Consider the following 26,153-nt stretch of genomic DNA (forward strand, 5'->3'; position numbering starts at 1 on the left):
ACCCGCATGCACGCAGACCACGTCGCCCGGATCCTGGACGCCCACGGCGCCGATCTCTCCTGGCAGGAGGCGACCTACCGGCATCTGCACGCCCATCCGGAGCTCTCCGCGATGGAGGAGGCCACCGCCGCGGCGATCGTGGAGCGGCTGCGCGCCATCGGCGGCTACGAGATCCACGAGGGCGTCGGGGGCCACGGGGTGGTGGCGGTGCTGCGCAACGGGGAGGGCCCCAGCGCGCTGTTCCGGGCGGACATCGACGCGCTGCCGGTGGCCGAGGCCACCGGCGCCGAGTACGCCTCCACCGCCCGGGGGCGCTCCCGGGAGGGCCAGGAATCGGCGGTGATGCACGCCTGCGGCCATGATCTGCACATCGTCGCCGGCCTCGGCGCCGCGGCCATCATGGCCGCCACCCGGGAGCGGTGGTCCGGCACCTACATCGCCCTGTTCCAGCCCGCCGAGGAGACCGCCTCCGGGGCGCGGGCGATGGTCGAGGACGGCCTGGCGGACATCGTCGGCCGCCCGGACGCCTGCTTCGGCCAGCATGTGGTGCCCGGCCCGGCCGGGCAGGTGCGCTCCGCGGCCGGGCCGGTGCTCGCCGGCTGCGACACCATCTCCATCGATCTGCGCGGCCGGGCCGCGCACGGCTCCATGCCGCAGACCTCGGTGGATCCGACCTACCTGGCCGCGGCGATCGTGCTGCGGCTGCAGGGCATCGTCGGCCGCGAGATCTCCCCCCATGATTTCGCGGTGGTCAGCGTGGGCACCCTGGCCTCCGGGCACTCCAACAACACCATCCCCGGCACCGCCCGGATCGTGCTGAGCATCCGCTTCTACGACACCGCGGTGCGGGAGACCCTGATCGCCGCCATCGAGCGGGTGGTGCGCGGCGAATGCGCCGCCTCCGGGGCCGCGGAGCCGGTGTTCGGCTACTCCGACCACGGGGAGGTCACCGACAATGATCCGGGGCTCTACGCCCGGGTGCGCCCGGTGTTCGACCGGGTGCTCGGCGAGGACTCCGCCGACTGCTCCCCCTGGACCGCCTCGGAGGACTTCTCCGACATCCCGCGGGCGCTCGGCAGCCCCTACGTGTACTGGATGGTCGGCGCCACCCCGCGGGCGCAGTGGGCGGCCGCCGCCGCGGCCGGGAGGGAGCTGGAGGACGTCCCGGCCAACCACATGGCCACCTTCCTGCCGGACTACGCCCCCACCGCGGCCTCGGCGACCACCGCCGCGGCGGCCGTGGCGCTGGGCGTCCTCGACGCCCGGTAGCGCCCGCCGCCGCGCCCGCACCCGGCGTTTCGACCGTGTTGCGGGCACGTTGCCGCCAGTTTTCGGTATTCCACATGGGCAATTGCCGGGATTCGGGGAACGCCCCTAGCATGGGGCCATGACCTCCCCGGATGCGAGCACGGTGACATGGCGCCCGCTGGCCGACGCGCACGGCCGGGTGGCCCGGGATCTCCGGGTGAGCCTCACCGACCGGTGCAACCTGCGCTGCAGCTACTGCATGCCCGCCGAGGGGATGGCCTGGATCCCGGGCCGGGATCTGCTCACCGACGAGGAGATGATCCGGCTCATCCGGATCGGCGTGGAGCGCCTGGGCATCACCGAGGTGCGCTTCACCGGCGGGGAGCCGCTGCTGCGCCCCGGGCTGCCGGAGATCATCGCCGCGGTCGCGGGGATGCGCACCGTCGCCGGGGAGCGCCCAGGCATCGCCGCGACCACCAACGCGATCCTGCTGCCCCGGCTCGCCGGACGGCTGGCCGCGGCCGGCCTCGACCGGGTCAACGTGAGTCTGGACACCGTGGACCGGGAGCGCTACGCCCGGCTGACCCGCCGGGACCGGCTGCCGCAGGTGCTCGCCGGCCTGGCCGCCGCGGAGGAGGCGGGCCTGGCGCCGATCAAGATCAACGCGGTGCTGCTGCCCGGGCTCAACGAGGCCGATGCGCCGGAGCTGCTCCGCTTCTGCCTGGACCGCGGCTACCTGCTGCGCTTCATCGAGGAGATGCCGCTGGGCCCGCGCGGGGCCTGGGACCGCTCCCGGATGGTCACCGCCGCCGACATCCTGGCCATGCTGCGCCGCGATTTCGAGCTGCGCCCGGCGCCCGCCCCGCGCGGCTCCGCGCCCGCGGACCGCTGGCTGGTGGCCGCCGGCGTGGACCGGGCCGGCCGCGCGCACCCGGCCGGGGAGGTCGGCGTCATCGCCTCGGTGAGCGCCCCCTTCTGCGGGGCCTGCGACCGCACCCGGCTCACCGCGGACGGGGCGGTGCGCAACTGCCTCTTCGCCCGCGGGGAGCGCCCGCTGCGCGGGCTGCTGCGCGGCGGGGCCACCGACGAGGAGCTCATCGACGCCTGGGTCGGGGAGATGGCGACCAAGGCCCCAGGCCACGGCATCGACGATCCCTCCTTCCTGCGCCCGGATCGCGGCATGTCCGCGATCGGGGGATGAGCCCGCCCGCACCGGGTCCCGATCCCGCCCCGCTCCCCCCAGACCAGCCCACCCGCCAGCCCAACCCGAGAAGACCCCAGCCCATGTGCCATGCCCCGGCGCCCGCCTCGCCCACCCCGCCGACCCCACCGGACCGGCCCGAACAACCTCCCCGCCCCGCGGATCCGGGGCGCGTCGTCGCCGACGCCGCCGACTACCGCCGGCGCCTGCTGGCGGACCTGCGGCCCACCGCCCCGGTGCCGCTGCCCCTGGCCCGGGCGCACGGCCTGGTCCTCGCCGGGGACGTCGCGGCGGCCCTGCCGGTGCCGCCCTTCGACAACTCCGCCATGGACGGGTTCGCGGTGCACGCCGCCGATCTCGCCGCCGGGCCGGCTCGGCTGCCGGTGGTCGCCGATGTCCCGGCCGGCTGCCCCCCGCCGCCGCTGCCCGCCGGGGCGGCGGCGCGGGTGATGACCGGGGCGCCGCTGCCGGCCGGCGCCGACGCGGTGGTGCCGGTGGAGGACACCGACGCCGCCGCCGGGCCCGGCGCCGCCCCGGCGACGGTGCGCCTGCCCGGCGGGGTGGCCCCGGGAGCGCACCGGCGCACCGCCGGGGAGGACGTCGTCGCCGGGGCGCGGGTGCTCGCCGCCGGCCGGGTGCTCGATGCCGCCGCCCTGGCCGCGGCCGCGGCGACGGGCCACGGCGAGCTGCCGGTGCACCCGCGCCCCCGGGTGGCGGTGCTGGCCACCGGCGCGGAGCTCACCCCCGCCGGCCGGCTCCCCGGCCCCGGGGCGATCCCGGACTCCAACTCGGTGATGCTGGCCGCCCTCGCCGGGGAATTCGGCGCCGAGGTGACCGGCGCCGGCCGCGCCGGCGATGACCCGGACCGGGTGCTCGCCGCGCTGGAGGAGGCCGCCGCCGGCGCGGACCTGGTGCTCACCGCCGGGGGGATCTCGGCCGGAGCGCATGATCCGCTGGTGGCGCTCGCCGCGGCGGGCCGGCTGCGGCTGGAGCTGGTGCGCACCCGGGTGCAGCCCGGGGCGCCGCAGGGCCATGGCCGGATCGGCGGCGCCCGGCTGCTCTGCCTGCCCGGCAACCCGGTGGCCGCCTTCGTCTCCGCGCACCTGCACCTGCGCCCGATGCTGGACCGGCTCGCCGGGCGGGGCACCCCGGATCATTCGATCCCGGTGATCGTGGGCGAGCCGATGCGCCGCCGCCCGGATCTGCTGCGGGTGGTTCCGGTGGCCCGGGACGCCGCCGGGCGCGTCCGCGCGCCCGGGGGCGCGGGCGCCCCACCGCGCCCCGGCTCCGGATCGCACCGGGTCGTCGGCCTGGCCGGGGCCGATGGGCTGCTGCTGATCGACCCCGGCGCCGGGGAGCTGCCCGCCGGCGCCCGGGCCCGGCTGCTCCCCTTCGACGACCCGGCCACGCGGGTGGGCGGCGATGGCTGAGCCCGCGATCATCCTCGCCGGCGGCACCGGCCGCCGGATGGGCGGGGCCAGCAAACCGGATCTGCGCCTGCACGGCCGCCGGCTGGTGGATCATCTCCTCGGCGACCTGGCCGCCCAGGGCCGGCCGGCGGTGGTGGTGGGCCCGCCGGGGCTGACGCTGCCGGAGTCCCCCCTGGTCGACCGCACCCTGGAGGATCCCCCGCTGGGCGGGCCGGCCGCCGGGATCGCCGCCGGCGCCGCCGCGGTGCGCCGGCGCCACCCCGGGGCCCGGCGGGTGGCGGTGCTGGCCTGCGATGCGCCCTACTCGGCCCGGGCGCTGCCGCTGCTGGAGGAGCGCCTGGCCGCCGACCGCGCCGCCGGCGGGGCAGCCGATGGCGCGGTCGGGGTGGACCCGGCCGGCCGGGTGCAGCGGCTGCTCGCGGTGGTCGATCTCGCGGCGCTGGAGGATGCGGTGGCGGCGCTGCGGGCCGCCGGCGGGGTGCGGGATCGCTCGGTGCGCCGGCTGCTCGCCCCGCTGCACCTGATCGAGGCGCCCGTGCCGGGCTGGGTGCGCGACGCCGATGCGCCGGCGGACCTGGCGGCGCTGGCCGCGCTCGACCCGCCGGCGGCCGGCTGAGCTCAGTCGCCGCCGCCGAGCTGCTCCAGCAGGTTCGGCAGCACCTCACCCACCACCGCCGCGGCATCGCGCACCCCGCCCCGGGAGCCCGGGGCGTTGACCACCACCGCGGCCTCGGCGCCGCGGCCGGTGACCCCGACCAGGCCCCGGGAGAGCCCGGCCAGCGGGGTGTTCGCCACCCCGCGCAGCAGGATCTGGGTGGCCAGGCCGGGCAGCTCCACCTCCAGGAAGCCGCGGGTGACCTCCGGGACCACGTCCCGCGGGGTGACCCCGGTGCCGCCGGCGGTGAAGACCAGCCGGGCGCCGCCGGCCAGGGCGGCGCGGATCGCGGCGGCGATCTCCGCCTCCTCCTCGGCGACCACCCGCGGGGCCGGGCAGTCCACCCCGCGCTCACCGAGGGCGGCCACCGCCGCCGGCCCGGAGCGGTCCGGACGCTGCCCGCGGGCGACGCGGTCATCGACCACGATAATCGCCCCCGGCACCCGCCCGATAAGCTCGCCCGGTTGCCGATCGACCGTCGAATCGTGTTTATCCATGAACCCATGATACGGCCATGAAATGCACTCCACAACCATTCCCCGTGCCGTGCGAGGTTAGGCTAACATGCTACGCACAATATAGACTTTCCGCAGCTCAACGGTGATAGCTTACCGGCCTTTAAAGGCGAATCTCCGGTACCATGAAGGCGTCATCACCCACCCCGTCATGGAGCGATAACACCCGTGAACACGAGCGGAAAAGTCCTCGAGGGCTGGAATCCGGAGAACCCGGAGACCTGGGACAAGGCCATCGCCTGGCGCACCCTCACCATCAGCACCTTCTCCCTGACCCTGGCGTTCTGCGTCTGGTTCCTGGTCTCCGCGATCGCGCCGAAGCTCAACGACATCGGCTTCGATCTCAGCGCCGGCCAGCTGTACTGGCTCGCCGCGGTGCCGGGCCTGTCCGGCGGCATCATCCGCCTCATCTACATGTTCCTGCCCCCGGTCCTGGGCACCCGCAAGCTGATCGGGATCACCTCCCTGCTCATGGTGATCCCGATGCTCGGCTGGGGCTTCGCGGTCACCGACCCGCGCACCCCGTTCTGGGTGCTCATCACCCTCGCCCTGATGACCGGCATCGGCGGCGGCTGCTTCTCCGGGTACATGCCCTCCACCGGCTACTTCTTCCCCAAGCGGATGGCCGGCACCGCCCTGGGCCTGCAGGCCGGGATCGGCAACTTCGGGGTGAGCCTGATCCAGCTGCTCGGGCCCTGGCTGATGGGCTTCGGCCTGCTCGGCCTGGGCTTCATCGCCCCGCAGCATGACCGGGCCGCCGATGCCCCGCTGTGGCTGCACAACGTCGCCTTCTTCTTCGTGCCCTGGGCGATCCTCGCCGCGGTGCTGGCCTTCACCCTGCTCAAGGACGTGCCGGTGCAGGCCAAGTTCCGCGAGCAACTGGACATCTTCGGCAACCCGAACACCTGGATCCTCACCATCGTCTACATCATGACCTTCGGGGCCTTCTCCGGGTTCGCCGCGCAATTCGCGCTGCTCATCAACAACACCTTCGGCAAGGCCAGCGGCTTCGCCGCCACCCACGACCCCGCCACGCTGCCCAAGGGCGCCGCCTTCGCCTTCCTCGGCCCGCTCATCGGCTCCCTCATCCGGGCCCTGTGGGGCCCGCTGTGCGACCGCTTCGGCGGGGCGATCTGGACCTTCATCTGCGGGATCGGGATGACCGTCGCCACCGTGGTGGCCGCGCTGTACCTGCACCCGGACTCCCCCGACGACTTCTGGCCCTTCCTCATCGCGATGCTGGTGCTGTTCTTCTTCTCCGGGCTCGGCAACGCCGGCACCTTCAAGCAGATGCCCATGATCCTCGAGCCCCGGCAGGCCGGCGGCGTGATCGGCTGGACCGCCGCCATCGCCTCCTTCGGCCCCTTCTTCGTCGGGATCATGCTCTCCGCCATGGACGCGCAGCTGTTCTTCTTCCTCTGCGCCGGCTTCTTCGCCATCGCCACCGCCCTGACCTGGATCTACTACGCCCGCCCCGGGGCGCCCTACCCGGGCTGAGCCCCACTGCCCCCGCCCATCGGCCCACCTAGGAAAGACCCACCCAATGACCGCTACGGACACCGGCGCCACCGCGCCGAACCCCCTGTTCAAGCTCGGCGGACGCCTGCGCCACGGCACCGTCTCCGAGGACTCCCGGCAGCTGTTCCTCTCCGGCGGCCGCGCCGCGGACCGCTTCTACCGGCAGCGCTGGAGCCATGACAAGGTGGTGCGCTCCACCCACGGGGTGAACTGCACCGGCTCCTGCTCCTGGAAGGTCTACGTCAAGGACGGGGTGATCACCTGGGAGACCCAGGAGACCGACTACCCCAGCATCGGCGCGGACATGCCCGAGTACGAGCCCCGCGGCTGCCCCCGCGGCGCCGCCTTCTCCTGGTACACCTACTCCCCCACCCGGATCCGCTTCCCCTACGTGCGCGGGGTGCTGCTGGACCACTACCGGGAGGCCAAGGCCCGCCTCGGCGATCCCGTGCTGGCCTGGCGGGACGTGGTGGAGGATCCGGAGCGCGCCGCCGAGTACAAGGCCGCCCGCGGCAAGGGCGGCCTGGTCCGGGTCGGCTGGGACGAGGCGATGGAGCTCGTCGCCGCCGCCCACGTGTACACGGTGAAGCGGTGGGGCCCGGACCGGCTCGCCGGGTTCACCGTCATTCCGGCGATGTCCATGATCTCCTACGGGGCGGGCTCCCGGTTCTACGAGCTGGTCGGCGGCACCATGCTGAGCTTCTACGACTGGTACGCGGATCTGCCGATGGCCTCCCCGCAGGTCTTCGGCGACCAGACCGACGTGCCGGAATCGGCGGACTGGTTCAACTCCGGCTACCTCATCATGTGGGGCTCGAACATCCCGCTGACCCGCACCCCGGACGCGCATTTCATGACCGAGGCCCGCTACCACGGGCAGAAGGTGGTCGCGGTCAGCCCCGACTACGCGGACAACACCAAGTTCGCCGACGAGTGGCTGCGCGTGCACCCCGGCACCGACGGGGCGCTGGCCCTGGCCATGGGCCACGTCATCCTGCGCGAGTTCCACCTCGGCGAGCGCACCCCCCGGTTCCTGGACTACATGGCCCGGTACACCGACGCGCCCTTCCTGGTCCGGCTGGAGGACCACGGCGACGGCACCATGGTGCCCGGCAAATTCCTCACCGCCGCGGACCTGCCCGCCGGCGAGGGCCTGCGCGACTCCGCCAACGCCGAGTTCCGGCCCCTGGTGCTCGACGTCGACGGCACCGTCAAGGACCCGGGCGGCACCATGGCGGACCGCTGGGGGGAGGCCGGGGAGGGCCGCTGGAACCTCAACCTGGAGGACTGCGACCCGGCGATGACCGTCTACGGGCGGGAGGGCGCCGAGGCCGTGGAGGTCAGCCTGCCGCGCTTCGATCTGCCCGGCGAGGCCACCGCGCAGGGCCCGGTCGGCGCCGGGGTGGTACGCCGCGGGGTGCCCGCGATGCGCCTCGGCGACGATCTGGTCACCACCGTGTTCGACCTCATGCTCGCCAATTACGCGGTGGGCCGGGAGGGCCTGCCCGGGCAGTGGCCCACCGGCTACGACGACGCCTCGGTGCCGGGCACCCCTGCCTGGCAGGAGGAGCTCACCGGGGTGCCCGCGGCCGCCGCGGAGCGGATCGGCCGGGAGTTCGCCCGCAACGCCATCGAGACCGAGGGCAAGTCCATGATCGTCATGGGCGCCGGGACGAACCACTACTACCACTCCGACACCATCTACCGGACCTTCCTGGCACTGACCACGATGACCGGCTGCCAGGGGGTCAACGGCGGCGGCTGGGCGCATTACGTCGGCCAGGAGAAGGTGCGCCCGATCACCGGCTGGGCGCAGTACGCCTTCGCCCTGGACTGGCAGCGCCCCCCGCGGCAGATGATCTCCACCGCCTTCTGGTACCTCACCACCGAGCAGTGGCGCTATGACGGCACCGCCGCCGAACGCCTCGCCTCCCCGCTGCAGGCCGGCTCCTTCGAGGGCCTGACCACGGCGGACACCCTGGTGGAGGCCACCCGGCGGGGCTGGATGCCGGGCTTCCCCACCTTCGACCGCAACCCGCTGGCGATCGGGGCGGCCGCCGCCGAGGAGGGCATCGGGGTCGCCGACTACGTGGTCCGCGAACTCGAGGCCGGCCGGCTGCGCTTCGCCGTGGAGGACCCCGGCGACCCGGCGAACTTCCCGCGGGTCATCGGCAACTGGCGGACCAACCTGCTCGGCTCCTCGGCCAAGGGCACCGAGTACTTCTACCGGCACATGCTCGGCTGCGATGACGCGGTGCGCGGCGAGGAGGTGCCCGAGGAGCGGCGGCCGAAGCTCATGGCATGGCGGGAGGAGGCCGCGGTCGGCAAGGTCGACCTGATGTGGACCGCAGATTTCCGCAACACCTCCACCACCCTGCACTCCGACGTGGTGCTGCCCGCGGCCACCTGGTACGAGAAGAACGACCTGTCCTCGACGGACATGCACCCCTACGTGCACGCCTTCAACGCGGCGATCGACCCGCCCTGGGAGGCGCGCAGCGACTTCGCCGTCTTCGGCGAGCTCGCGAGGCGCTTCTCCGCGATGGCGCGCACCCACCTGGGCGTGCAGCGGGACGTCATCGCCGCGCCGCTGACCCACGACACCCCCGACCAGATGGCCACCCCGCATGGCGCCGTCGCCGACTGGGAGACCGGCCCGAAGGTGCCGGGGGTGACCATGCCGAAGCTCATCGAGGTGGAGCGGGACTACCCCGCCACCTGGGACAGGTTCCGCACCATCGGCCCACTGCCGGAGACCGCCGGGATGGCCACCAAGGGCGTCGCCTTCGACCCGGCCCGGGAAATCGCGGAACTCGCCGAGATCAACGGCGTCGCCCGGGACGGCGCCACCGCCGGCCGGCCCCTGGTGGACACCGACGTCAAGGCCGCCGAGATGGTGCTGCGCCTGTCCGGGACCACCAACGGCCGGCTGGCCACCGAGGGCTTCCGGCACCAGGAGCGGCGCACCGGCGCCGACCTGGCGGACCTCTCCGCGGAGGAGGCCGGCAAACGGGTCACCTTCGCCGACGTCTCCGCCCGGCCGGTGCCGGTGATCACCTCCCCGGAATGGTCCGGCTCCGAGCACGGCGGCCGGCGCTACAACGCCTTCGTGATCAACGTGGAGCGGCACAAGCCCTTCCACACCCTCACCGGCCGCCAGCACTACTACCTGGACCACGACTGGATGCGGGACATGGGCGAGTCCCTGCCGGTGTTCCGGCCCCCGCTGGACCTGCACCACCTCTACGGTGAGGCCGCCCCCGGCACCACCGGCGTGGACGGCGCGGGCCGGGCGGAGGTCGCGGTGCGCTACCTCACCCCGCACAACAAGTGGGCGATCCACTCCCAGTACTTCGACAACCTGCACATGCTCGCGCTCTCCCGCGGCGGGCAGGTGGTGTGGATGTCCCCGGCGGACGCGGCGAAGATCGGCGTCGCCGACAACGACTGGGTGGAGGGCTACAACCGCAACGGCGTGGTCGCCGCCCGGGCGATCGTCTCGCACCGGATCCCGGAGGGCACGGTGTACATGCACCACGCCCAGGAGCGCACCGTGGGCACCCCGGTGGCGGAGACCTCCGGCAAGCGCGGCGGGATCCACAACTCGCTGACCCGGATCCTGATCAAGCCCTCGCACCTCATCGGGGGCTACGCCCAGCATTCCTACGCATTCAACTACACCGGGCCGACCGGTAACCAGCGCGACGAGGTCACCGTCATCCGTCGCCGCTCCCAGGAGGTGGAGTTCTGATGAAGGTCATGGCGCAGCTCGCGATGGTGATGAACCTCGACAAGTGCATCGGCTGCCACACGTGCTCCGTGACGTGCAAGCAGACCTGGACGAACCGGGAGGGCACCGAGTACGTCTGGTTCAACAACGTGGAGACCCGCCCCGGCGTGGGCTACCCGCGCCAGTGGGAGGACCAGGAGAAGTGGCGCGGCGGCTGGGTGCGCAAGGACAACGGCAAGGTGGTGCCGCGCGCCGGCGGCCGGCTGCGCAAGCTGGCGACCATCTTCGCCAACCCGGATCTGCCGGAGATGGCGGACTACTACGAGCCGTGGACCTACGAGTACGACAAGCTGCTCTCGGCGCCGCGGGACTCCCGGCACGTGCCCACCGCCCGGCCGGTGTCCCAGATCTCCGGCAAGCCGATGGACACCGTGCAGTGGTCCTCGAACTGGGATGACGATCTCGGCGGCTCCCAGGAGATCCTGCCCGAGGATCCGGTGCTGGCGAAGATGAGCGAGACCGTCAAGCACGACATCGAGAACGCGTTCATGTTCTACCTGCCCCGGATCTGCGAGCACTGCCTCAACCCCACCTGCGTGGCCTCCTGCCCCTCCGGGGCGATGTACAAGCGCGCTGAGGACGGCATCGTCCTGGTGGACCAGGACCGCTGCCGCGGCTGGCGGATGTGCATCTCCGGCTGCCCCTACAAGAAGGTCTACTTCAACCACCACACCGGCAAGGCCGAGAAGTGCACCCTGTGCTACCCGCGGCTGGAGGTCGGCGAGCCCACCGTGTGCTCGGAGACCTGCGTGGGCCGGCTGCGCTACCTCGGCGTGGTGCTCTACGACGCGGACCGGGTCGGGGAGGTCGCCGCCACCGAGGATCCGCGGGACCTCTACGAGGCGCAGCGGTCGATCCTGCTCGACCCCTTCGACCCGGAGGTGGTCGCCGGCGCCCGGGCCGGGGGCGTGCCGGATTCCTGGATCACCGCCGCCCAGGACTCCCCCATCTGGAAGCTGATCTCGGTGTACCGGGTGGCGCTGCCGCTGCACCCGGAGTACCGCACCCTGCCGATGGTCTGGTACATCCCGCCGCTGTCCCCGGTGGTCGACGCGGTCACCGCCTCCGGCGCCGACGGGGAGGCCCACCGGATCCTCTACTCCGCGATCTCCACCATGCGGATCCCGCTGGAGTACCTCGCGGAGCTGTTCACCGCCGGCGACGTCGCCGTGGTGGAGCGGGTGCTGCGCAAGCTCGCCGCGATGCGCTCCTTCATGCGCGAGGTCCGCAACGGCGCCGAACCGGATCCGGAGATCGCCGCGGCCGTGGGCATGGAGGGCCGGGAGCTGGAGGACATGTACCGGCTGCTGGCGATCGCGAAATACGACGAGCGCTACGTCATCCCCACCGCGCACGCCGAATCCGCGGCCACCCCCGCCGGGGTGGCGGCGATGGGCTGCTCCCTGGACGATTTCGGCGGTCCGGGGATGATGGGCGGCGACGCCACGGACGCCGCGGCGGCCTTCCACGGGGTCGCCCCGGACCAGGTCGCCGCCGGTTCCGGGACGGTGCCCCTGGCCACCTGGGCCACCGGCTCCCGCCCGGAGTCGATGTTCCCCCGCCGCGGCGGGGATGCGGGGGCCGGCCGATGATCCCCAATTTCCTGGGCCGGCCCCGCCGGCGCGGCGGTGCGCCGGCGGCGGACCCGGCCGCCCCGGCCGTCCCGATGACCGAGGCGCAGCGGCGCAGCCTGCTGATGGCGGTGGCGCTGCTCATCGACTACCCCGAGGAGGAGCGGATCACCGGGCTGCTCGACGCGGTCGCCGAGTCCGCCGGGGAGCTGCCGGAGCCGGCCGCGGCGCCGCTGCGCCGCTTCCTCGCCGCGGCGCGCGAGCTCGGCCCCCGCGGGCTGGCGGTGCACTACGTGGACACCTTCGACCGGCGCCGCCGGTGCACCCCCTACCTCAGCTACTACGCCACCGGCGACACCCGGGCCCGCGGGGCCGCCCTGCTGAGCTTCCGGGAGCTGCTCGCCGCGGTCGGCCTGGAGCCCGCCGCCGAACGGGCGGAGCTGCCGGATCACCTCAGCGTGGTCTGCGAGGCCGCCGCCCGGGAACCCGGCACCGTCGCCGCCGGCGACGCCATCGCCGCGGCCGCCCTGGCCGCGCACCGCGACGGCATCGAGGTGCTCCGGCACGCCCTCGCCGACCGGGGCAGCCCCTACGCCCACCTCATCGAGGCCCTGGTCACCGCGCTGCCCGCGCTCGACGAGGACACCCGCCGCCGCTACCTCGACCTGGTCACCGCCGGCCCCCCGGCGGAGCTGGTCGGCACCGCCGACCTGCCCTTCCCCATGATCCGACAGGAGAACCACGCATGACCGCCTTCGACTACGTCCTGTGGGTGGCGTTGCCCTGGCTGAGCGTCGGCACGCTGCTGGTCGGCAGCATCTGGCGCTTCCGGGTCGACCAGTTCCGCTGGACCACCCGCTCCTCGCAGTTCCTCGGCAACCGGGTGCTGCACTACGCCTCCCCCCTGTTCCACTACGGCATCCTCTTCGTCGCCGTCGGCCACTTCATGGGGCTCATCATCCCCAAGAGCTGGACCGAGGCGGTGGGCGTGGGCCAGACCGCCTACCATCTGCTCGCCACCATCGGCGGCTCCCTCGCCGCGGTGATGACCATCGTCGGCCTGATCGGGCTGCTGTGGCGGCGGCGCACCGACTCCGGGGTGTTCCGGGCCACCACCGCCAACGACAAGTTCATGTACCTGATGCTGGCCCTGCCGATCCTCCTGGGCACCATCGCCACGGTGCGCAACCAGATCTTCGGCGACGCCCACGGCTACGACTACCGGGAGACCATCTCCCCCTGGTTGCGCGGGGTGTTCCTGCTCCACCCGCAACCGGAGCTGATGGCCGATGTGCCGCTGTCCTTCAAGCTGCACATCATCGCCGGTTTCCTGCTGTTCATGATCTGGCCCTTCACCCGGCTGGTGCACGCGATGAGCGCCCCGGTGGGCTACGTCACCCGGCCCTACGTGGTGTACCGCTCGCGCACCCCGCGCACCTACACCGCCCCCGGCGCCGGCGGCTGGGTGCCGGTGAGCACCCGGGAGCCGGAACCGGACCAGGCCCGCGCCTCCGGGGCGTGATCGGCCGACCGAGACCTCTCGTCAGGAGGGTCGGGGGCCCGGCACCGCGTCCGCGGTGCCGGGCCCCCGCTCGTTCCCGGTGCCGCCGCTCAGCGGGCGGAGCCGCCGGGGCCCTCCCCCGGCGGGTCCGACTCCCCCGGATCCCGGATCTCCAGCCCGCCCTCGAAGACGGTGCGGGCCGGCACCACCAGCTCCCCCTCCGCGGTGACCCGGACCGGCTCCACCGGATTGCCCTCCCGGTCGTAGCCGGGCGCGGGTGCGGCCTCCTGCTCCGCCAGGGCGTCGGCGTCGAAGGCGGGCCGCCACTGGCGGGTGCGCGGTTCCGGCCGGGCCGCCGTATCGTCGGAGATCCCCTTGACCAGGGCGGCCATCATGACGAAGCCGAGCACGAAGAAGGGCAGCCCGACGACGGTGATCACGTCCTGCAGGGCGCCGAGCCCGGCTTCCCCGGCGCCGATCAGCAGGGTGGCGGCGACGAGGCCGGTGAGCACCGCCCACACCACCCGCTGCACCGCGGTGGAGCGCTCCTCGGCGCCGGTGGCCATCATGTCGAGCACCATCGAGGAGGAGTCCATGGAGGTGGTGAAGAACACCACCACGATGATCACCGACAGCAGGGACACCGCCGGGGCGAGGGGGAAGTGGGAGAGGAACTCGAACAGGGCGCCGGGCACATCGCCCTCGTCCACGACGGCGCGCACCAGCCCGCCGCCGCGGGAGCGCTCGATGTCGAAGGAGGCCATCCCGAACACCCCGAACCAGATGACCGAGAAGGCCACCGGCAGGCCCAGCACACCGCCGACGAACTGCCGGATGGTGCGGCCCCGGGAGATCCGGGCGATGAAGATGCCCACGAAGGGCGACCAGGTGATGGTCCAGGCCCAGTAGAACACGGTCCAGGACTGCTGCCAGCCGACATGCTCGTCGAAGGCGTCGTTCCACAGCGCCAGCCGCGGCAGCTGGTGCAGGTAGCCCCCGAGGGATTCGATGGTGCCGCGCAGCAGCAGCAGGGTGGGCCCGGTGGCGAGCACGAAGAGCAGCAGCCCGATGGCGGCGATGATGTTGAGGTTGCTCAGCCGCTTGATCCCGCGGTCCAGGCCGAGGGCCACCGAGACGCAGGCGACCGCGGAGACCGCGATGATGAGGCCGACCTGCACCAGCGCCGATTCGGGGATCCCGTAGAGCCGGGTCAGTCCGGCGTTGATCTGCAGGGTGCCCAGGCCGATGGACACGGCGACCCCGAACACGGTGCCGACGACGGCGATGACGTCGACGACCCGGCCGATGGGCCCGTAGATCCGGTGCCCGATGAGCGGGGCGAGGATGGAGCTGACCCGGGCGGGCAGCTTGCGCTTGTAGATGAAGTAGGCGAAGGCCAGGGCGGGCAGGGCGAAGATGGTCCAGGTGTGCAGGCCGAAGTGGTACAGGGTGAAGGCCATCGCCTCCCGGGCCGCGGCGGGGGTGCCGGCGGGCACGTCGGCCAGCGGGGGTTCGGCGAAATGGCTCAGCGGTTCGGCCACGCCCCAGAACATGAGGATGGTGCCGATCCCGGCGGCGAAGAGCATCCCGAACCAGGTGGCGGTGGAGTGCTCGGGCTCCTCCCCGTCCCCGCCGAGGCGGACCCGGCCCCACCGGGAGGCGGCGATCCACACCAGGAAGACCAGGAAGGCGGTCACCCCGAGGATGTAGAACCAGCCGAGGTTCGCCATCAGCCGGTCGGCAGCGGAGGAGAACCGGGCGTTGACGGTGCCGGTGTCCGCGAGCGTCCAGGCGACGAAGCCGAGGATGAGCGCCAGGGCCGGCCAGTACACGGGGCCGTCGATGGTGAATCGGCGCCGCCGCGGGGACGGGCCCGGGTCGGGATCGGGTGCTGCTGCGGTGTCCTCGGGTGCCATGGGCGGCGGATCCCCTCCGGCGGCGCGGGCGGATGGTCGCGCCTCGGCCCCGGGGCGCCGCATCAGACCCGATGCGAGACGTAGTGAACAACACTACCTATCGATCTGCGCACCCACTGAATATGCAGGCGGGCCCGCCCCGTCAGCCCCCGTAAGCGGGGTAGTCGACGTACCCCTCCGGGCCCTGGGCGTAGACGGTGTCCTGGTGCACCTCGGCCAGCGGCAGATCCTCCAGCAGCCGCCGGGGCAGATCCGGGTTGGCGATGAAGGGCCGGCCGAAGCCGATCAGGTCCGCCACCCCCGAGTCCAGGGCCGCCTCGGCGCGGGCCCGGTCCATGCCCCCGGTGAGGATCAGCGGCCCGGGGAACTCCTCGCGCACCATGGCCAGCACATCGGCGGGGATCGCCATGGTCGGCTCCGCCCGGGTGGTGGACTGGTCGGCCAGGTGCAGGAAGCCCACCCGGCGGGCGGAGAGCTCCGCCGCCAGGGTGCGGTAGCTGATCTCGATGCCCGGGTAGAGCGGCATGTCGTGGGCGGTGCCGTAGGGGCTGGCCCGGAAACCCACCCGGCCCGGGCCCAGGCCCTTGGCGGCGACCGCCCCGATGACGGCGTCGACGATGGCCAGCGGCAGCCGCAGCCGGTTGGCCATGGGCTCCCCGCCCCATTCGTCCTCCCGGTCGTTGACCGCGGCGTTGAGGAACTGGTGGATGAGGTAGCCGTTGGCCCCGTGGATCTCCACCCCGTCGAAGCCGGCGTCGACGGCGTTGCCCGCCGCGGCGGCGAAGTCGGCGATCACCTGCGCGATCCCGGCGGCGTCGAGGGCCCGGGGGCTGGCGGTGACCGGCACGAAGCCGCCGACGCCGTCATCGTCGAAGAGGAAGCTGCGGCCCTCGGCGGCGGGGGCGTCGGTGGGCCCGGCCGGGGCGGCGCCGCCGGGCTGCAGCGCCGGGTGGGACAGCCGCCCGACATGCCAGAGCTGGGCGACGATCCGGCCGCCGGCGGCGTGCACCGCCTCGGTGACCCCGCGCCAGCCGGCGACCTGGCGGGGCCGGTGGATGCCCGGCACCGCGGCATGGCCGCGGGCGGCGGCGGACACCGGCACCCCCTCGGAGACGATGAGCCCGGCGGAGGCGCGCTGCGCGTAGTACTCGGCGATGAGCTCATCGGCGACCTGGTCGGGGGCGCGCAGCCGGGTCATCGGGGCCATCACCACCCGGTTGGGCAGGGCGAGGCCCGCGAGGTCGAGGGGATCGGCGAGGCTGACCACGGCGGCCCTAGGCGGTGACGTCCTCGCCCAGCATGTGGACGTGGATCATGTTCGTGTTGCCCTCGTTGCCGGGCGGGGTGCCGGCGACGATGACCATCATGTCGCCCCGGTCGTAGTCGCGCATCGCCAGCAGCGCCCGGTCCACCTCCGCCATCATCTCGTCGGTGGAGCGCACCTGGGGGGTCAGGAAGGTCTCCGCGCCCCAGGTCAGCGCCAGCTGGGAGCGCACCTCCGGCCGGGGGGTGAACACCAGCAGCGGCAGCCGGGAGTGCAGCCGGGCCACCCGCCGGGCGGTGTCCCCGGAGCTGGTGAAGGCCACCAGGGCGCGGGCGTGCAGCCGCTCCCCGATGTCCCGGGCGGCGTAGGAGATCACCCCGCGCTTGGTGCGCGGCACGTGGGTGAGCTCGGGGACCACCCCGTCGCGCTCCGCGGCGGTGACGATCCGGCCCATGGTGCGCACCGTGGTCTGCGGGAACTTGCCCACCGAGGTCTCCCCGGAGAGCATCACCGCGTCCGCCCCGTCGAGCACCGCGTTGGCCACGTCGGAGGCCTCCGCCCGGGTGGGCCGGGAGTTGACGATCATGGAGTCCAGCATCTGGGTGGCCACGATCACCGGCTTGGCGTTCTCCCGGGCGATCTGGATCGCCCGCTTCTGTACCAGCGGCACATCCTCCAGTGGCACCTCCACGCCGAGATCGCCGCGGGCGACCATGATCGCGTCGAAGGCGAGGATGATCGCCTCCAGGGCGTCGACCGCCTCCGGCTTCTCCAGTTTCGCGATCACCGGGACCCGGCGGCCCTCCTCGTCCATGATCGCGTGCACCAGCTCCACGTCGGAGGGGCTGCGCACGAAGGACAGGGCGATGAAGTCCACGCCCAGGCGCAGCGCGAAGCGCAGATCGGCGACGTCCTTCTCGCTCAGCGCCGGCACCGAGATGCTCATCCCGGGCAGGGAGACGCCCTTGTTGTTGGACACCGGGCCGCCCTCGGTGACCCGGCACACCACGTCCGGGCCCTCCACGGCGATGCACTCCAGGCCCACCTTCCCGTCGTCGACGAGGAGGCGGTCGCCGGGCTTGGCGTCCTCGGCGAGCTGCTTGTAGGTGGTGGACACCCGGTCGTGGGTGCCCTCGACGTCCTCGACGGTGATCCGCACCGTCTCCCCGTCGGCCCAGTAGGTCTCGCCCTCGGCGAAGCGGCCGAGCCGGATCTTGGGCCCCTGCAGGTCGGCGAGCACGCCCACGGCGTGCCCGGTGGCGTCGGAGGCCCGCCGCACCCAGTCGTAGTTGCGCTCGTGATCGGCGTGCTCGCCGTGCGAGAAGTTCAGCCGGGCGACGTCCATCCCGGCCTCGACGAGGCCGGTGATGCCCTCGTAGCTGGCGACGGCCGGGCCGAGGGTACAAACAATCTTCGTTCTTCTGTGCACGCCCCCACCCTAGTCGGCCCCCGGCGGGGCGGCATCGCGGCAGCGCACCGCCCCTTCCGGGCCCGGCACGGCCCGGATCCGCCCGGTGCGGCGGGCTCACCCGGACCGGGGCCCACCCCCCTACGCCGGCGCCTCCGGGGCCTCCGCCCGGTCACCGCCGGCGGCGCCGGGACGCTCCCCGGCCCGGTCGCCGACCTCCGGCATCGCCTGCTCCGGCGGCGGGGCGGGCTGCAGCGGCCGATCCGCGCCGGCGTCGTGGGACCGCCCGCGCACGAAGGCCGCCGACTCCCGGCGCCGGCCGCGCAACAGGTACAGGGCGAGCAGCGCGGCGGCGAAGACCACCGTGGAGGTCACCGTGTTGATCCGCAGGCCGCCGAGCACCTCGGTGGCCGGGTCGGTGCGCATCAGCTCGATCCAGAACCGGCCCAGGGTGTAGCCGGCGACGTAGAGGGCGAACACCCGGCCCCCGCCGAGCCGGAACCGCCGGTCCGCCCACACCAGCACCGCGGCGACCAGCAGGTTCCAGATCAGCTCATAGAGGAAGGTGGGGTGCACCACGGCGAGCACCTGGCCGGTGGAGTGCCCGGTGACCGGGGCGAGCCGGCCGAGGGCGTCGACCCGCTCGTAGATCTCCAGGCCCCAGGGCAGGGTCGTCTCCGCCCCGTGCAGCTCCTGGTTGAACCAGTTGCCGAGCCGGCCGATCGCCTGGGCGGCGATGATGGTCGGCGCCACCGCGTCGAGCACCGGGGCGGCGGGCACCTTGCGGCGGCGCACCACCACCCAGCCGGCGAGGGTGCCCAGCGCCACCGCGCCCCAGATGCCCAGGCCCCCGGCGGTGATGTTGAGGGCCTGCCAGGGGTTGCGGCCCGGCCCGAAGTACTTCTCGTGGTCGGTGAGCACGTGGTAGAGCCGGCCGCCGATGATGCCGAAGGGGATCGCGGCGATGGCGACGTCGAGGATGAGCTCCGGGTCCCCGCCGCGGGCGGCGTAGCGGCGCCGGGACCAGATGATGGCCAGCACGATCCCGGCGAGGATGGACAGCGCGTAGCCGCGCAGCGGCAGCGGGCCCAGATGCCATACCCCCTGCGCCGGGGAGGGGATGTTCGCCAGTATCCGCACGCTCATCGCGGCGCCCCCTCGCCGCGCACCCCGGCGGCGAGTTCGCCGGCCAGCGCCACCAGCGCCTCCCGGGACTCACCGGCGGCGCGGATCAGCGCCGAGCCGATGATCACCCCATCGGCGAAGCCGGCGATCTCCGCGGCCTGCGCCCCGGTGGACACGCCCAGACCCACCGCCACCGGCAGGTCCGTGGCCTCCCGCACCCGGGCGACCAGGCGCCCGGCGGCGGAGTCCACCGCGTCCCGGGCCCCGGTGACGCCCATGTGGGAGGAGGCGTAGACGAACCCGGAGCCGGCGGCGACGGTCCTCGCCAGCCGCTCCGGGGTGGACGAGGGCGCGACCAGGAAGATGGTCTCCACCCCATGGGCCTCCGCGGCGGCGAGCCACGCCCCCGCCTCCTCGGGGATGAGGTCCGGGATGATCACCGCGTGCCCGCCGGCGGCGGCGAGATCCGCGGCGAAGCGCTCCGGGCCGTACTGCAGCACCGGGTTCCAGTAGGTCATGGTGACGCAGGCCCCGCCGGCGGCGGTGACCTCCCGGATCACCCGGAAGAGATCGGCGATCCGGAAGCCGTTGGCCAGGGCCTCGTCGGCGGCGGCCTGGATGACCGGGCCGTCCATCATCGGATCGGAGTAGGGCAGGCCCACCTCGACGATGTCCGCCCCGGCGTCGACGATCGCCCGGATCGCCTCGATGGAGCCGTCCACCGTGGGGTAGCCCGCCGGGTAGTAGGCGATGAAGGCGGCGCGGCCCTCGGCGCGGGCGGCCTCGAAGACGGGTGCCAGGCTCATGCGTGCTCCTTCCCGGCGTCCGCGCCGGTCGTGCCGCCCGGCCCGGCGATGCCGAACCACCGCGCGGCGGTGTCCACGTCCTTGTCCCCGCGCCCGGAGACGTTGACGATGATGATGGGCTCCCGGCCGAGCTCCTCGGCCAGCCGCGGGGCGAGCATCCCGGCGGCGGCGACGGCATGGGCCGATTCGATGGCCGGGAGGATCCCCTCGGTGCGGGAGAGCCGCTCGAAGGCGGCCATGCACTCCGCGTCCGTCACCGGCAGGTACGTCGCCCGGCCGGTCTCGGCGAGCAGGGAGTGCTCCGGGCCCACCCCGGGGTAGTCCAGCCCGGCGGAGATGGAGTGGGATTCGATGATCTGGCCATCGGCGTCCTGCATCAGGGCGGCGTAGGAGCCCTGGAACACCCCGGGCCGGCCGGCGGTGATCGGGGCGGCGTGGCGGCCGGTGGCCACCCCGTCCCCGGCGGCCTCCGCGCCGACCAGGCGCACCGACTCATCGTCGAGGAAGGGGTGGAACAGCCCGATCGCGTTGGAGCCGCCGCCGACGCAGGCCACCGCCGCATCGGGCAGCCGGCCCCGGGCGGCGAGGATCTGCCCCCGGGCCTCGGCGCCGATCACCCGCTGGAAATCGCGCACCATCATCGGGAAGGGGTGCGGCCCGGCGGCGGTGCCGAAGCAGTAGTAGGTGTCCTCGGCATGCGCCACCCAGTAGCGCATCGCCTCGTTGATCGCGTCCTTCAGGGTGGCCGAGCCGAGCTCCACCTCCACCACCTCCGCGCCGAGCAGCCGCATCCGGGCGATGTTCAGCGCCTGCCGGCGCGCGTCCACCCCGCCCATGTAGATCCGGCACTCCAGGCCGAGCAGGGCGCAGGCGGTGGCGGTGGCCACCCCGTGCTGGCCGGCGCCGGTCTCCGCGATCACCCGGGTTTTGCCCATGGTGCGCGCCAGCAGCACCTGGCCCAGCACATTGTTGATCTTGTGGCTGCCGGTGTGGTTGAGGTCCTCGCGCTTCAGCCACACCTCGGCGCCGATCTCGGCGCCGAAGCGCTCCGCCCGGTACAGCGGGGAGGGCCGGCCCACGTAGTCGCGCTGCAGCTCGTCGAGGGTGCGCCGGAAGCCCTCGTCCACCCGGGCCGTGGCGTAGCCGTCGGTGACCTCCTCGATCACCGCCATCAGGGCCTCGGGCAGGTAGCGCCCGCCCCAGGGGCCCCAGTGGCCGAGCTCGTCGGGTTCCTGGCCGGTCGGCTCCGCGATGACCTCGCCCATGGTGGGCAGCCGGTCCCCGCGGGCGTCGTGGTTCTTGAAGTCGCTGTCGCTCACGCGACCCATTGTGACCCATGTCGCGGCCGTGGTGGGCGGCGGGGGCCGATTTCCCGACCTCGCCCCGGCCGCGGCGGCGCGGGCCCGGCTCAGCGCCGCCCGGTGGCGGGGTGCTCGCCGGCGGCGACCAGCTCCCGGCAGGCCCGGCCCGGGTCCCCGGCGGTGACCAGGCCCTCCCCGACGAGCACCGCATCCGCCCCGGCGTGGGCGTAGGCGAGCAGGTCCTCGCGGTCGAAGATCCCGGATTCGGCGACCTTCACCACGTCCGCCGGCAGGCCGGGGGCGAGCCGGGCGTAGGTGCCGGGGTCGACCTCCAGGGTCTTCAGGTTGCGGGCGTTGACGCCGATGATCCGGGCCCCGGCGGCGGTGGCGCGGTCGACCTCCTCCGCGGTGTGCGCCTCCACCAGGGCGTGCATGCCGAGGCTCTCGGTGCGGTCCAGCAGCGCCTCCAGGGCCGGCTGGTCCAGGGCGGAGCACATCAGCAGCACCAGGTCCGCGCCATGGGCCCGGGCCTCGTGCACCTGGTAGGGGGTGACGATGAAGTCCTTGCGCAGCACCGGCACCTCCACCGCGGCGCGCACCGCGTCCAGGTCCGCCAGGGACCCGCGGAAGCGGCGGGCCTCGGTGAGGCAGGAGATGACCGCGGCGCCGTTGTCCGCGTAGGCGGCGGCGAGCTCCGCCGGCTCCGGGATGTCCGCCAGCGCCCCCTTCGAGGGCGAGGCGCGTTTGACCTCGGCGATGACCTGCACCCCGGGGGCGGACAGCGCCGCCAGGGCGTCCCGCGGGGCCGGGGCCAGGTCCGCCAGGCGCTTGATCTCCGGGTAGGGCACCCGCGCCTCGCGTTCGGCGAGGTCCTCGCGGACGCCGGCGATGATGCCGTCCAGCACGGTGCTCATGGTCCAGGTCCTCCTCATGGCCCGGGGCGGTGCCGGGGCCGGCGGCTCCGGGCGGGCCTCGGCGTCGACCCCGGTTTCGGATAGCGTAGCCCGCCCCGCGCGGGCCCCGGAAACCCGGGGCGGCCGCCGCGGCGAACCCGCCGGTCACCCCCGGTCGGGGTCCGGATCATCGGCGGTGGGGTCCACCCCGGCGTCGAGGGCGTCCCAGAGCACCCGGCCGGAGTCGGGGGCCTCGGCGAGATCCTCCCGGGCCCGCGCCCGCCGCACCTCGGGGGTCTCGTAGGCGCCGCCGCGGGCGTCCCCGCCGCCGCCGGGGCGCATCACCAGCAGCACCGCCCCGAGCAGGGCCACCGCCCCGGCGGCCAGGGCCGCCGCCGGCGGCAGCTGGTGCACGCCGACCTCGCTGACCGTGGCCCAGTCGGAGACGGTCACCGGGTCGGTGGCCCGCTGGGTGACCTGGCCGGTCTGCAGCAGGCTGAGCGCCCGGTCCGGGTCGGCGCCGCCGGTGAGCAGCTGCACCGGGCCCCAGGTCGCCGCGGCGGCGACGAGCGCGGCCAGCGCCCCCACCAGCCGGCGGCCGAGCCGGCCGAGGATGAGCGCGGCGCCGACCGCGGCGAGCAGGGTGAGCACCAGGGCGGTGGACTCGGGGAACCAGGCCGCCCCGGCGATGGCGTGGCTGCCGTCGCCGGATTTGTCATCGAAGGTGGCCACGGTCAGCCAGGTGGCCCGGCCGGCGAGCCACATGCCCACCGCGCCGGCGGCGATGAGGCCCATCGCCGCCCCGGGCCGGCGATCCCCGGCCCCGGCGGCCCCGGCGCCGTCCCCGATCGGCTCCCCCATCGGGTTCCGTTCCGCGGCGGCCATCTACGCCCCCTCCCCCGCCGCGGCCGCGCCCGGCGCGCCGGCCGGGCGCATGGTCTCCGCGGCGGCGACGGCGCGCAGCACCGCCGCGGCCTTGTTGCGGGTCTCCTCGTCCTCGGCGTCCGGGTCCGAGTCGGCGACGATGCCGCCGCCGGCCTGCACGTGCACGACCCCGTCCTTGACCAGGCCGGTGCGGATCGCGATCGCCTGGTCGGTGTTGCCCCGGAAGTCGAAGTAGCCCACGGTGCCCCCGTAGACCCCGCGCCGGGTGTCCTCCAGCTCGTCGATGATCTCCAGGGCGCTGGGCTTCGGCGCCCCGGAGAGCGTCCCGGCGGGGAAGGTGGCGGCGAAGGCGTCCACGGCGCCGAGGTCGGCGCGCAGCCGGCCGGTGACCGTGGACACCAGGTGCATGATGTGGCTGTAGCGCTCGATGTGCCGGAAGTCCTGCACGGTCACCGTGCCCGGTTCGCAGACCCGGCCCAGGTCGTTGCGGCCCAGGTCCACCAGCATCAGGTGCTCGGAGTTCTCCTTCTCGTCGCCGAGCAGCTCCCTCTCGTTGCGCTGATCGGCCTCGAAGTCCGCACCGCGGGGCCGGGAGCCGGCGATCGGGTTGGTGACCACCACCCGGTCCTGCACCGACACCAGCGACTCCGGGGAGGAGCCGACGATCCGGAAGGCGGTGCCCGCCATGGTCTCGTCGGGGACGTTGAGCAGGAACATGTAGGGGCTAGGGTTGGTGGCCCGCAGCATCCGGTAGATGTCCCGGGCGGGGGCGGCGGAGTCGATCTCGAAGCGCTGGCTGAGCACGATCTGGAAGGCGTCGCCGGCGCGGATCCGCTCCTTGCACACCCCGATCCGGCGCTTGTGCTCCTCGGCGGTGCGCTGCCGGCGCACCTCCGGCTCGGCCTCGCCGACCTCCACCGGGGCCAGGCCGGGGCCGGTGGCCAGGCGGCGGAGCATGTCCTCGACCCGGGCGACGGCGTCATCGTAGGCGGCGTCGATCCGCTCATCGGAGCCGTCCCAGTTCACCGCGTTGGCGATGAGCCAGATGGTGCCCTCGTGGTGGTCCACCACCGCGAGATCGTCGACGAGCAGCTGTACCATCTCCGGCACCCCGAGATCGTCGACGCAGCCGTCGGGCAGCTGGGGTTCGATGAAGCGGATCATGTCATGGCCGAAGTAGCCGACCATCCCGGAGGTCAGCGGGGGCAGGGCCCGGCCCTGCCAGTCCCCGTCGGGCAATTCGGTGTGCAGATGCGCCAGGGTCTCCCGCAGCGCGTCGAGGGGATCCCCGCCCTCGGGGGCGCCGGAGGGCGCGGTGCCGATCCAGCGGGCCTCGCCGTCGACGACGGTGAGCGCCGCCCGGGAGCCGGAGCCGATGTAGGACCAGCGCGACCAGCTCTCGCCGACGTCGGCGGACTCCAGCAGGAAGGTGCCGGGGCGGTCGTCGGCGAGCTTGCGGTAGGCGGACAGCGCGGTCTCGCCGTCGGCGAGCACCCGCTTGACCACCGGCACCACCCGGTGATCCCGGGCCAGGCGCCGGAAGGTCGCCCGGCTGGTGATGGAGGTTCGGCTCATGGGGCACATTGTGCCATGCGGCCGATCCGCCCCCGGGCGGTGCGCCGGGCCGGCTCAGAGCAGGGGTTCGACGTCGAAGCAGGAGTGCGCGCCGGTGTGGCAGGCCGCCCCGGTCTGGGTGACGGTGAGCAGCACCGTGTCCCGGTCGCAGTCCAGGGCGAGGTGCTCCACCCGCTGGTAGTGGCCGCTGGTCATGCCCTTGACCCAGTATTCGCCGCGGGAGCGGGACCAGTAGGTGCCCCGCCGGGTGCCCAGGGTGTAGGCCAGGGCGGCCTCGTCCATCCAGGCGAGCATGAGCACCCGGCCGGTGCCGGCCTCCTGCACGATCGCCGGCAGCAGCCCGTCCGCGGTGGTCTTCAGCCGGCCGGCGAGCCCGGGGTCCAGCCGCCAGGTGGCGGGGTCGTCGTCGCGGCGCTCCCCCGCGGTGAAGCGGTAGCCGGGGTTGGCCGAGTGGTCCGGCGCGCTCACAGCCGCACCTCGTGCCCGGCGGCGCGCAGCGCCTCCTTGACCTCGCGGATGGAGACCTCCCCGAAGTGGAAGATGGAGGCCGCGAGCACCGCATCCGCCCCGGCGGCCACCGCCGGCGGGAAATGCTCCGCCGCCCCGGCCCCGCCGGAGGCGATCACCGGCACGTCCACCGCCTCGCGGACCAGCCGGGTGAGCTCGAGATCGAAACCGTCCTTGGTGCCGTCGCCGTCCATGGAGTTCAGCAGGATCTCGCCCACGCCGAGCTCCTCGCCGCGGCGGGCCCACTCGATGGCGTCGATCCCGGCGGAGCGGGAGCCGCCGTGCGTGGTGACCTCGAAGCCGCTGGGCTGGGGGGCGCCGCCGGCGGGGACCCGCCGGGCGTCCACGGAGAGCACGATGCACTGGGCGCCGAAGCGCTGGGAGAGCTCCTTGAGCAGCTCCGGGCGGGCGATGGCGGAGGTGTTCACGCTGACCTTGTCGGCCCCGGCGCGCAGCAGCTGGTCGACGTCGTCGACGCTGCGCACCCCGCCACCGACGGTGAGCGGGATGAATACCTGCTCGGCGGTGCGGCGCACCACCTCCAGCATGGTGCCCCGGCCGTCCTTGGAGGCGGTGACGTCGAGGAAGGTGAGCTCGTCGGCGCCCTCGGCGTCATAGCGCCGGGCCAGCTCCACCGGGTCCCCGGCGTCGCGCAGGTTCTCGAAGTTGACGCCCTTGACCACCCGTCCGGCGGTGACGTCGAGGCAGGGGATGACGCGGACGGCGACGGGCATGCGGGCTCCTTGCGGCGGGGGCGTGCGGTGGCGGCGCCGGAATCCCCGGCGCACGGGCCCGATTCTAGGCGGCGCCGCCGCCGGGGCCGCGCAGGGCCTCCTCGATGCGGTGCGCGGTCGCCCGGATGTCCCGGAGCACCGCGATCCCGTAGAGCACCGCCACGAACAGGAGGATGGCGGGCAGGAACGCGAGGGAGCCGAGGAGGACCTCGGCGAGGCCGATGACGGTCATGGGGTGTCCTTCCGTTGCCCGGATCATGCCCGGTGCGGGCGGATCCGAGGGTAGGCGAGCCCCGGGCCGGGGTCGGGG

The 26,153-nt window shown here is 73.9% G+C and carries 22 protein-coding genes; 9 read left to right on the forward strand and 13 right to left on the reverse strand.

Going from position 1 to position 26,153, the window contains the following annotated elements; all coding sequences use genetic code 11:
* The first annotated feature begins 6 nt into the window (after positions 1 to 6).
* The 4 genes from CSPHI_RS07200 (at position 7) to mobA (ending at position 4,495) form a co-directional block, all read left to right on the forward strand.
* Complete coding sequence (locus tag CSPHI_RS07200) at positions 7 to 1,269, forward strand: amidohydrolase (protein WP_075692148.1); 1,263 nt, start codon at positions 7 to 9, stop codon at positions 1,267 to 1,269.
* 118 nt (positions 1,270 to 1,387) lie between these two features.
* Positions 1,388 to 2,449: a GTP 3',8-cyclase MoaA gene (gene moaA / locus CSPHI_RS07205; RefSeq protein ID WP_075692149.1), complete on the forward strand. Its 1,062-nt coding sequence runs from the start codon at positions 1,388 to 1,390 to the stop codon at positions 2,447 to 2,449.
* An 83-nt stretch (positions 2,450 to 2,532) separates the two neighbouring features.
* The gene (locus CSPHI_RS07210) at positions 2,533 to 3,879 is read left to right on the forward strand and encodes a molybdopterin molybdotransferase MoeA (RefSeq protein ID WP_169840400.1); all 1,347 of its coding nucleotides are present in this window, start codon (positions 2,533 to 2,535) and stop codon (positions 3,877 to 3,879) included.
* On the forward strand, positions 3,872 to 4,495 hold the full coding sequence (gene mobA, locus CSPHI_RS07215; RefSeq protein WP_075692150.1) for a molybdenum cofactor guanylyltransferase: 624 nt from the start codon (positions 3,872 to 3,874) through the stop codon (positions 4,493 to 4,495). Before CSPHI_RS07210 ends, mobA begins: the two co-directional genes overlap by 8 nt.
* Positions 4,496 to 4,497: 2 nt before the next feature.
* On the opposite strand, the gene CSPHI_RS07220 is transcribed toward mobA, so the two are convergent.
* Positions 4,498 to 5,031, reverse strand: a complete 534-nt coding sequence (locus CSPHI_RS07220; RefSeq protein WP_075692151.1) for a molybdopterin-binding protein — start codon at positions 5,029 to 5,031, stop codon at positions 4,498 to 4,500.
* 177 nt (positions 5,032 to 5,208) lie between these two features.
* On the opposite strand from CSPHI_RS07220, the gene CSPHI_RS07225 reads away from it, so the two are divergent.
* From CSPHI_RS07225 to narI, 5 genes are read left to right on the forward strand one after another with little or no spacing between them, the layout of a single operon-like run.
* Positions 5,209 to 6,546: a nitrate/nitrite transporter gene (locus CSPHI_RS07225; protein WP_075692152.1), complete on the forward strand. Its 1,338-nt coding sequence runs from the start codon at positions 5,209 to 5,211 to the stop codon at positions 6,544 to 6,546.
* 46 nt (positions 6,547 to 6,592) lie between these two features.
* Entirely contained in the window at positions 6,593 to 10,318 is a 3,726-nt protein-coding gene (locus CSPHI_RS07230; protein WP_075692153.1) for a nitrate reductase subunit alpha, read from the forward strand.
* On the forward strand, positions 10,318 to 11,949 hold the full coding sequence (gene narH / locus CSPHI_RS07235; protein ID WP_075692154.1) for a nitrate reductase subunit beta: 1,632 nt from the start codon (positions 10,318 to 10,320) through the stop codon (positions 11,947 to 11,949). Before CSPHI_RS07230 ends, narH begins: the two co-directional genes overlap by 1 nt.
* On the forward strand, positions 11,946 to 12,677 hold the full coding sequence (gene narJ / locus CSPHI_RS07240) for a nitrate reductase molybdenum cofactor assembly chaperone (RefSeq protein ID WP_084210298.1): 732 nt from the start codon (positions 11,946 to 11,948) through the stop codon (positions 12,675 to 12,677). Before narH ends, narJ begins: the two co-directional genes overlap by 4 nt.
* The gene (gene narI, locus CSPHI_RS07245; RefSeq protein ID WP_075692155.1) at positions 12,674 to 13,450 is read left to right on the forward strand and encodes a respiratory nitrate reductase subunit gamma; all 777 of its coding nucleotides are present in this window, start codon (positions 12,674 to 12,676) and stop codon (positions 13,448 to 13,450) included. Before narJ ends, narI begins: the two co-directional genes overlap by 4 nt.
* An 89-nt stretch (positions 13,451 to 13,539) precedes the next feature.
* Here narI and CSPHI_RS07250 read toward each other — a convergent pair whose 3' ends face one another.
* The 12 genes from CSPHI_RS07250 to CSPHI_RS12045 form a co-directional block, all read right to left on the reverse strand.
* Positions 13,540 to 15,345, reverse strand: a complete 1,806-nt coding sequence (locus tag CSPHI_RS07250; RefSeq protein WP_169840401.1) for a BCCT family transporter — start codon at positions 15,343 to 15,345, stop codon at positions 13,540 to 13,542.
* 142 nt (positions 15,346 to 15,487) lie between these two features.
* Positions 15,488 to 16,612 (reverse strand): alkene reductase, encoded by a 1,125-nt coding sequence (locus tag CSPHI_RS07255; RefSeq protein WP_075692157.1) that lies wholly within the window; start codon positions 16,610 to 16,612, stop codon positions 15,488 to 15,490.
* Positions 16,613 to 16,619: 7 nt separating this feature from the next.
* A complete protein-coding gene (gene pyk / locus CSPHI_RS07260) occupies positions 16,620 to 18,038 on the reverse strand; it encodes a pyruvate kinase (protein ID WP_075692158.1) in 1,419 nt (472 codons plus the stop codon).
* 120 nt (positions 18,039 to 18,158) lie between these two features.
* Entirely contained in the window at positions 18,159 to 19,163 is a 1,005-nt protein-coding gene (gene lgt, locus CSPHI_RS07265) for a prolipoprotein diacylglyceryl transferase (protein ID WP_084210299.1), read from the reverse strand.
* Positions 19,160 to 19,948 carry a tryptophan synthase subunit alpha gene (gene trpA, locus CSPHI_RS07270; RefSeq protein WP_075692159.1) on the reverse strand — a complete coding sequence of 263 codons (789 nt, stop codon included), beginning with the start codon at positions 19,946 to 19,948 and terminating at the stop codon, positions 19,160 to 19,162. The genes lgt and trpA overlap by 4 nt, the downstream gene beginning before the upstream one ends.
* On the reverse strand, positions 19,945 to 21,213 hold the full coding sequence (gene trpB, locus CSPHI_RS07275) for a tryptophan synthase subunit beta (RefSeq protein WP_084210461.1): 1,269 nt from the start codon (positions 21,211 to 21,213) through the stop codon (positions 19,945 to 19,947). The genes trpA and trpB overlap by 4 nt, the downstream gene beginning before the upstream one ends.
* Positions 21,214 to 21,356: 143 nt before the next feature.
* Positions 21,357 to 22,163 (reverse strand): indole-3-glycerol phosphate synthase TrpC, encoded by an 807-nt coding sequence (gene trpC, locus CSPHI_RS07280; RefSeq protein WP_075692161.1) that lies wholly within the window; start codon positions 22,161 to 22,163, stop codon positions 21,357 to 21,359.
* Between the two features lie 144 nt (positions 22,164 to 22,307).
* Positions 22,308 to 23,027, reverse strand: a complete 720-nt coding sequence (locus tag CSPHI_RS07285; protein WP_245803284.1) for a TIGR02234 family membrane protein — start codon at positions 23,025 to 23,027, stop codon at positions 22,308 to 22,310.
* Positions 23,028 to 24,602, reverse strand: a complete 1,575-nt coding sequence (locus CSPHI_RS07290) for an anthranilate synthase component I (protein ID WP_075692162.1) — start codon at positions 24,600 to 24,602, stop codon at positions 23,028 to 23,030. It abuts the gene before it with no gap.
* 54 nt (positions 24,603 to 24,656) lie between these two features.
* Positions 24,657 to 24,986 carry a phosphoribosyl-AMP cyclohydrolase gene (gene hisI / locus CSPHI_RS07295; protein WP_075693873.1) on the reverse strand — a complete coding sequence of 110 codons (330 nt, stop codon included), beginning with the start codon at positions 24,984 to 24,986 and terminating at the stop codon, positions 24,657 to 24,659.
* A gap of 80 nt (positions 24,987 to 25,066) precedes the next feature.
* Positions 25,067 to 25,843, reverse strand: a complete 777-nt coding sequence (hisF, locus tag CSPHI_RS07300; protein ID WP_075692163.1) for an imidazole glycerol phosphate synthase subunit HisF — start codon at positions 25,841 to 25,843, stop codon at positions 25,067 to 25,069.
* Positions 25,844 to 25,907: 64 nt separating this feature from the next.
* Complete coding sequence (locus CSPHI_RS12045; protein ID WP_157118505.1) at positions 25,908 to 26,075, reverse strand: hypothetical protein; 168 nt, start codon at positions 26,073 to 26,075, stop codon at positions 25,908 to 25,910.
* Between the last annotated feature and the right edge of the window lie 78 nt (positions 26,076 to 26,153).

The sequence above is a fragment of the Corynebacterium sphenisci DSM 44792 genome (assembly GCF_001941505.1).
GTDB lineage: Bacteria > Actinomycetota > Actinomycetes > Mycobacteriales > Mycobacteriaceae > Corynebacterium > Corynebacterium sphenisci.

Coding starts and splice junctions, on each gene's coding strand:
- hisF (WP_075692163.1), bottom strand. CDS start 25,843: ATGCCCGTCGCCGTCCGCGTCATCCCCTGCCTCGACGTCACCGCCGGA.
- CSPHI_RS07250 (WP_169840401.1), bottom strand. CDS start 15,345: ATGGCACCCGAGGACACCGCAGCAGCACCCGATCCCGACCCGGGCCCG.
- mobA (WP_075692150.1), top strand. CDS start 3,872: ATGGCTGAGCCCGCGATCATCCTCGCCGGCGGCACCGGCCGCCGGATG.
- trpB (WP_084210461.1), bottom strand. CDS start 21,213: ATGGGCGAGGTCATCGCGGAGCCGACCGGCCAGGAACCCGACGAGCTC.
- trpC (WP_075692161.1), bottom strand. CDS start 22,163: ATGAGCACCGTGCTGGACGGCATCATCGCCGGCGTCCGCGAGGACCTC.
- narJ (WP_084210298.1), top strand. CDS start 11,946: ATGATCCCCAATTTCCTGGGCCGGCCCCGCCGGCGCGGCGGTGCGCCG.
- moaA (WP_075692149.1), top strand. CDS start 1,388: ATGACCTCCCCGGATGCGAGCACGGTGACATGGCGCCCGCTGGCCGAC.
- CSPHI_RS07200 (WP_075692148.1), top strand. CDS start 7: ATGCACGCAGACCACGTCGCCCGGATCCTGGACGCCCACGGCGCCGAT.
- trpA (WP_075692159.1), bottom strand. CDS start 19,948: ATGAGCCTGGCACCCGTCTTCGAGGCCGCCCGCGCCGAGGGCCGCGCC.
- CSPHI_RS07220 (WP_075692151.1), bottom strand. CDS start 5,031: ATGGATAAACACGATTCGACGGTCGATCGGCAACCGGGCGAGCTTATC.
- narH (WP_075692154.1), top strand. CDS start 10,318: ATGAAGGTCATGGCGCAGCTCGCGATGGTGATGAACCTCGACAAGTGC.
- narI (WP_075692155.1), top strand. CDS start 12,674: ATGACCGCCTTCGACTACGTCCTGTGGGTGGCGTTGCCCTGGCTGAGC.
- lgt (WP_084210299.1), bottom strand. CDS start 19,163: ATGAGCGTGCGGATACTGGCGAACATCCCCTCCCCGGCGCAGGGGGTA.
- CSPHI_RS12045 (WP_157118505.1), bottom strand. CDS start 26,075: ATGACCGTCATCGGCCTCGCCGAGGTCCTCCTCGGCTCCCTCGCGTTC.
- CSPHI_RS07285 (WP_245803284.1), bottom strand. CDS start 23,027: ATGGCCGCCGCGGAACGGAACCCGATGGGGGAGCCGATCGGGGACGGC.
- CSPHI_RS07210 (WP_169840400.1), top strand. CDS start 2,533: ATGTGCCATGCCCCGGCGCCCGCCTCGCCCACCCCGCCGACCCCACCG.
- CSPHI_RS07290 (WP_075692162.1), bottom strand. CDS start 24,602: ATGAGCCGAACCTCCATCACCAGCCGGGCGACCTTCCGGCGCCTGGCC.
- CSPHI_RS07230 (WP_075692153.1), top strand. CDS start 6,593: ATGACCGCTACGGACACCGGCGCCACCGCGCCGAACCCCCTGTTCAAG.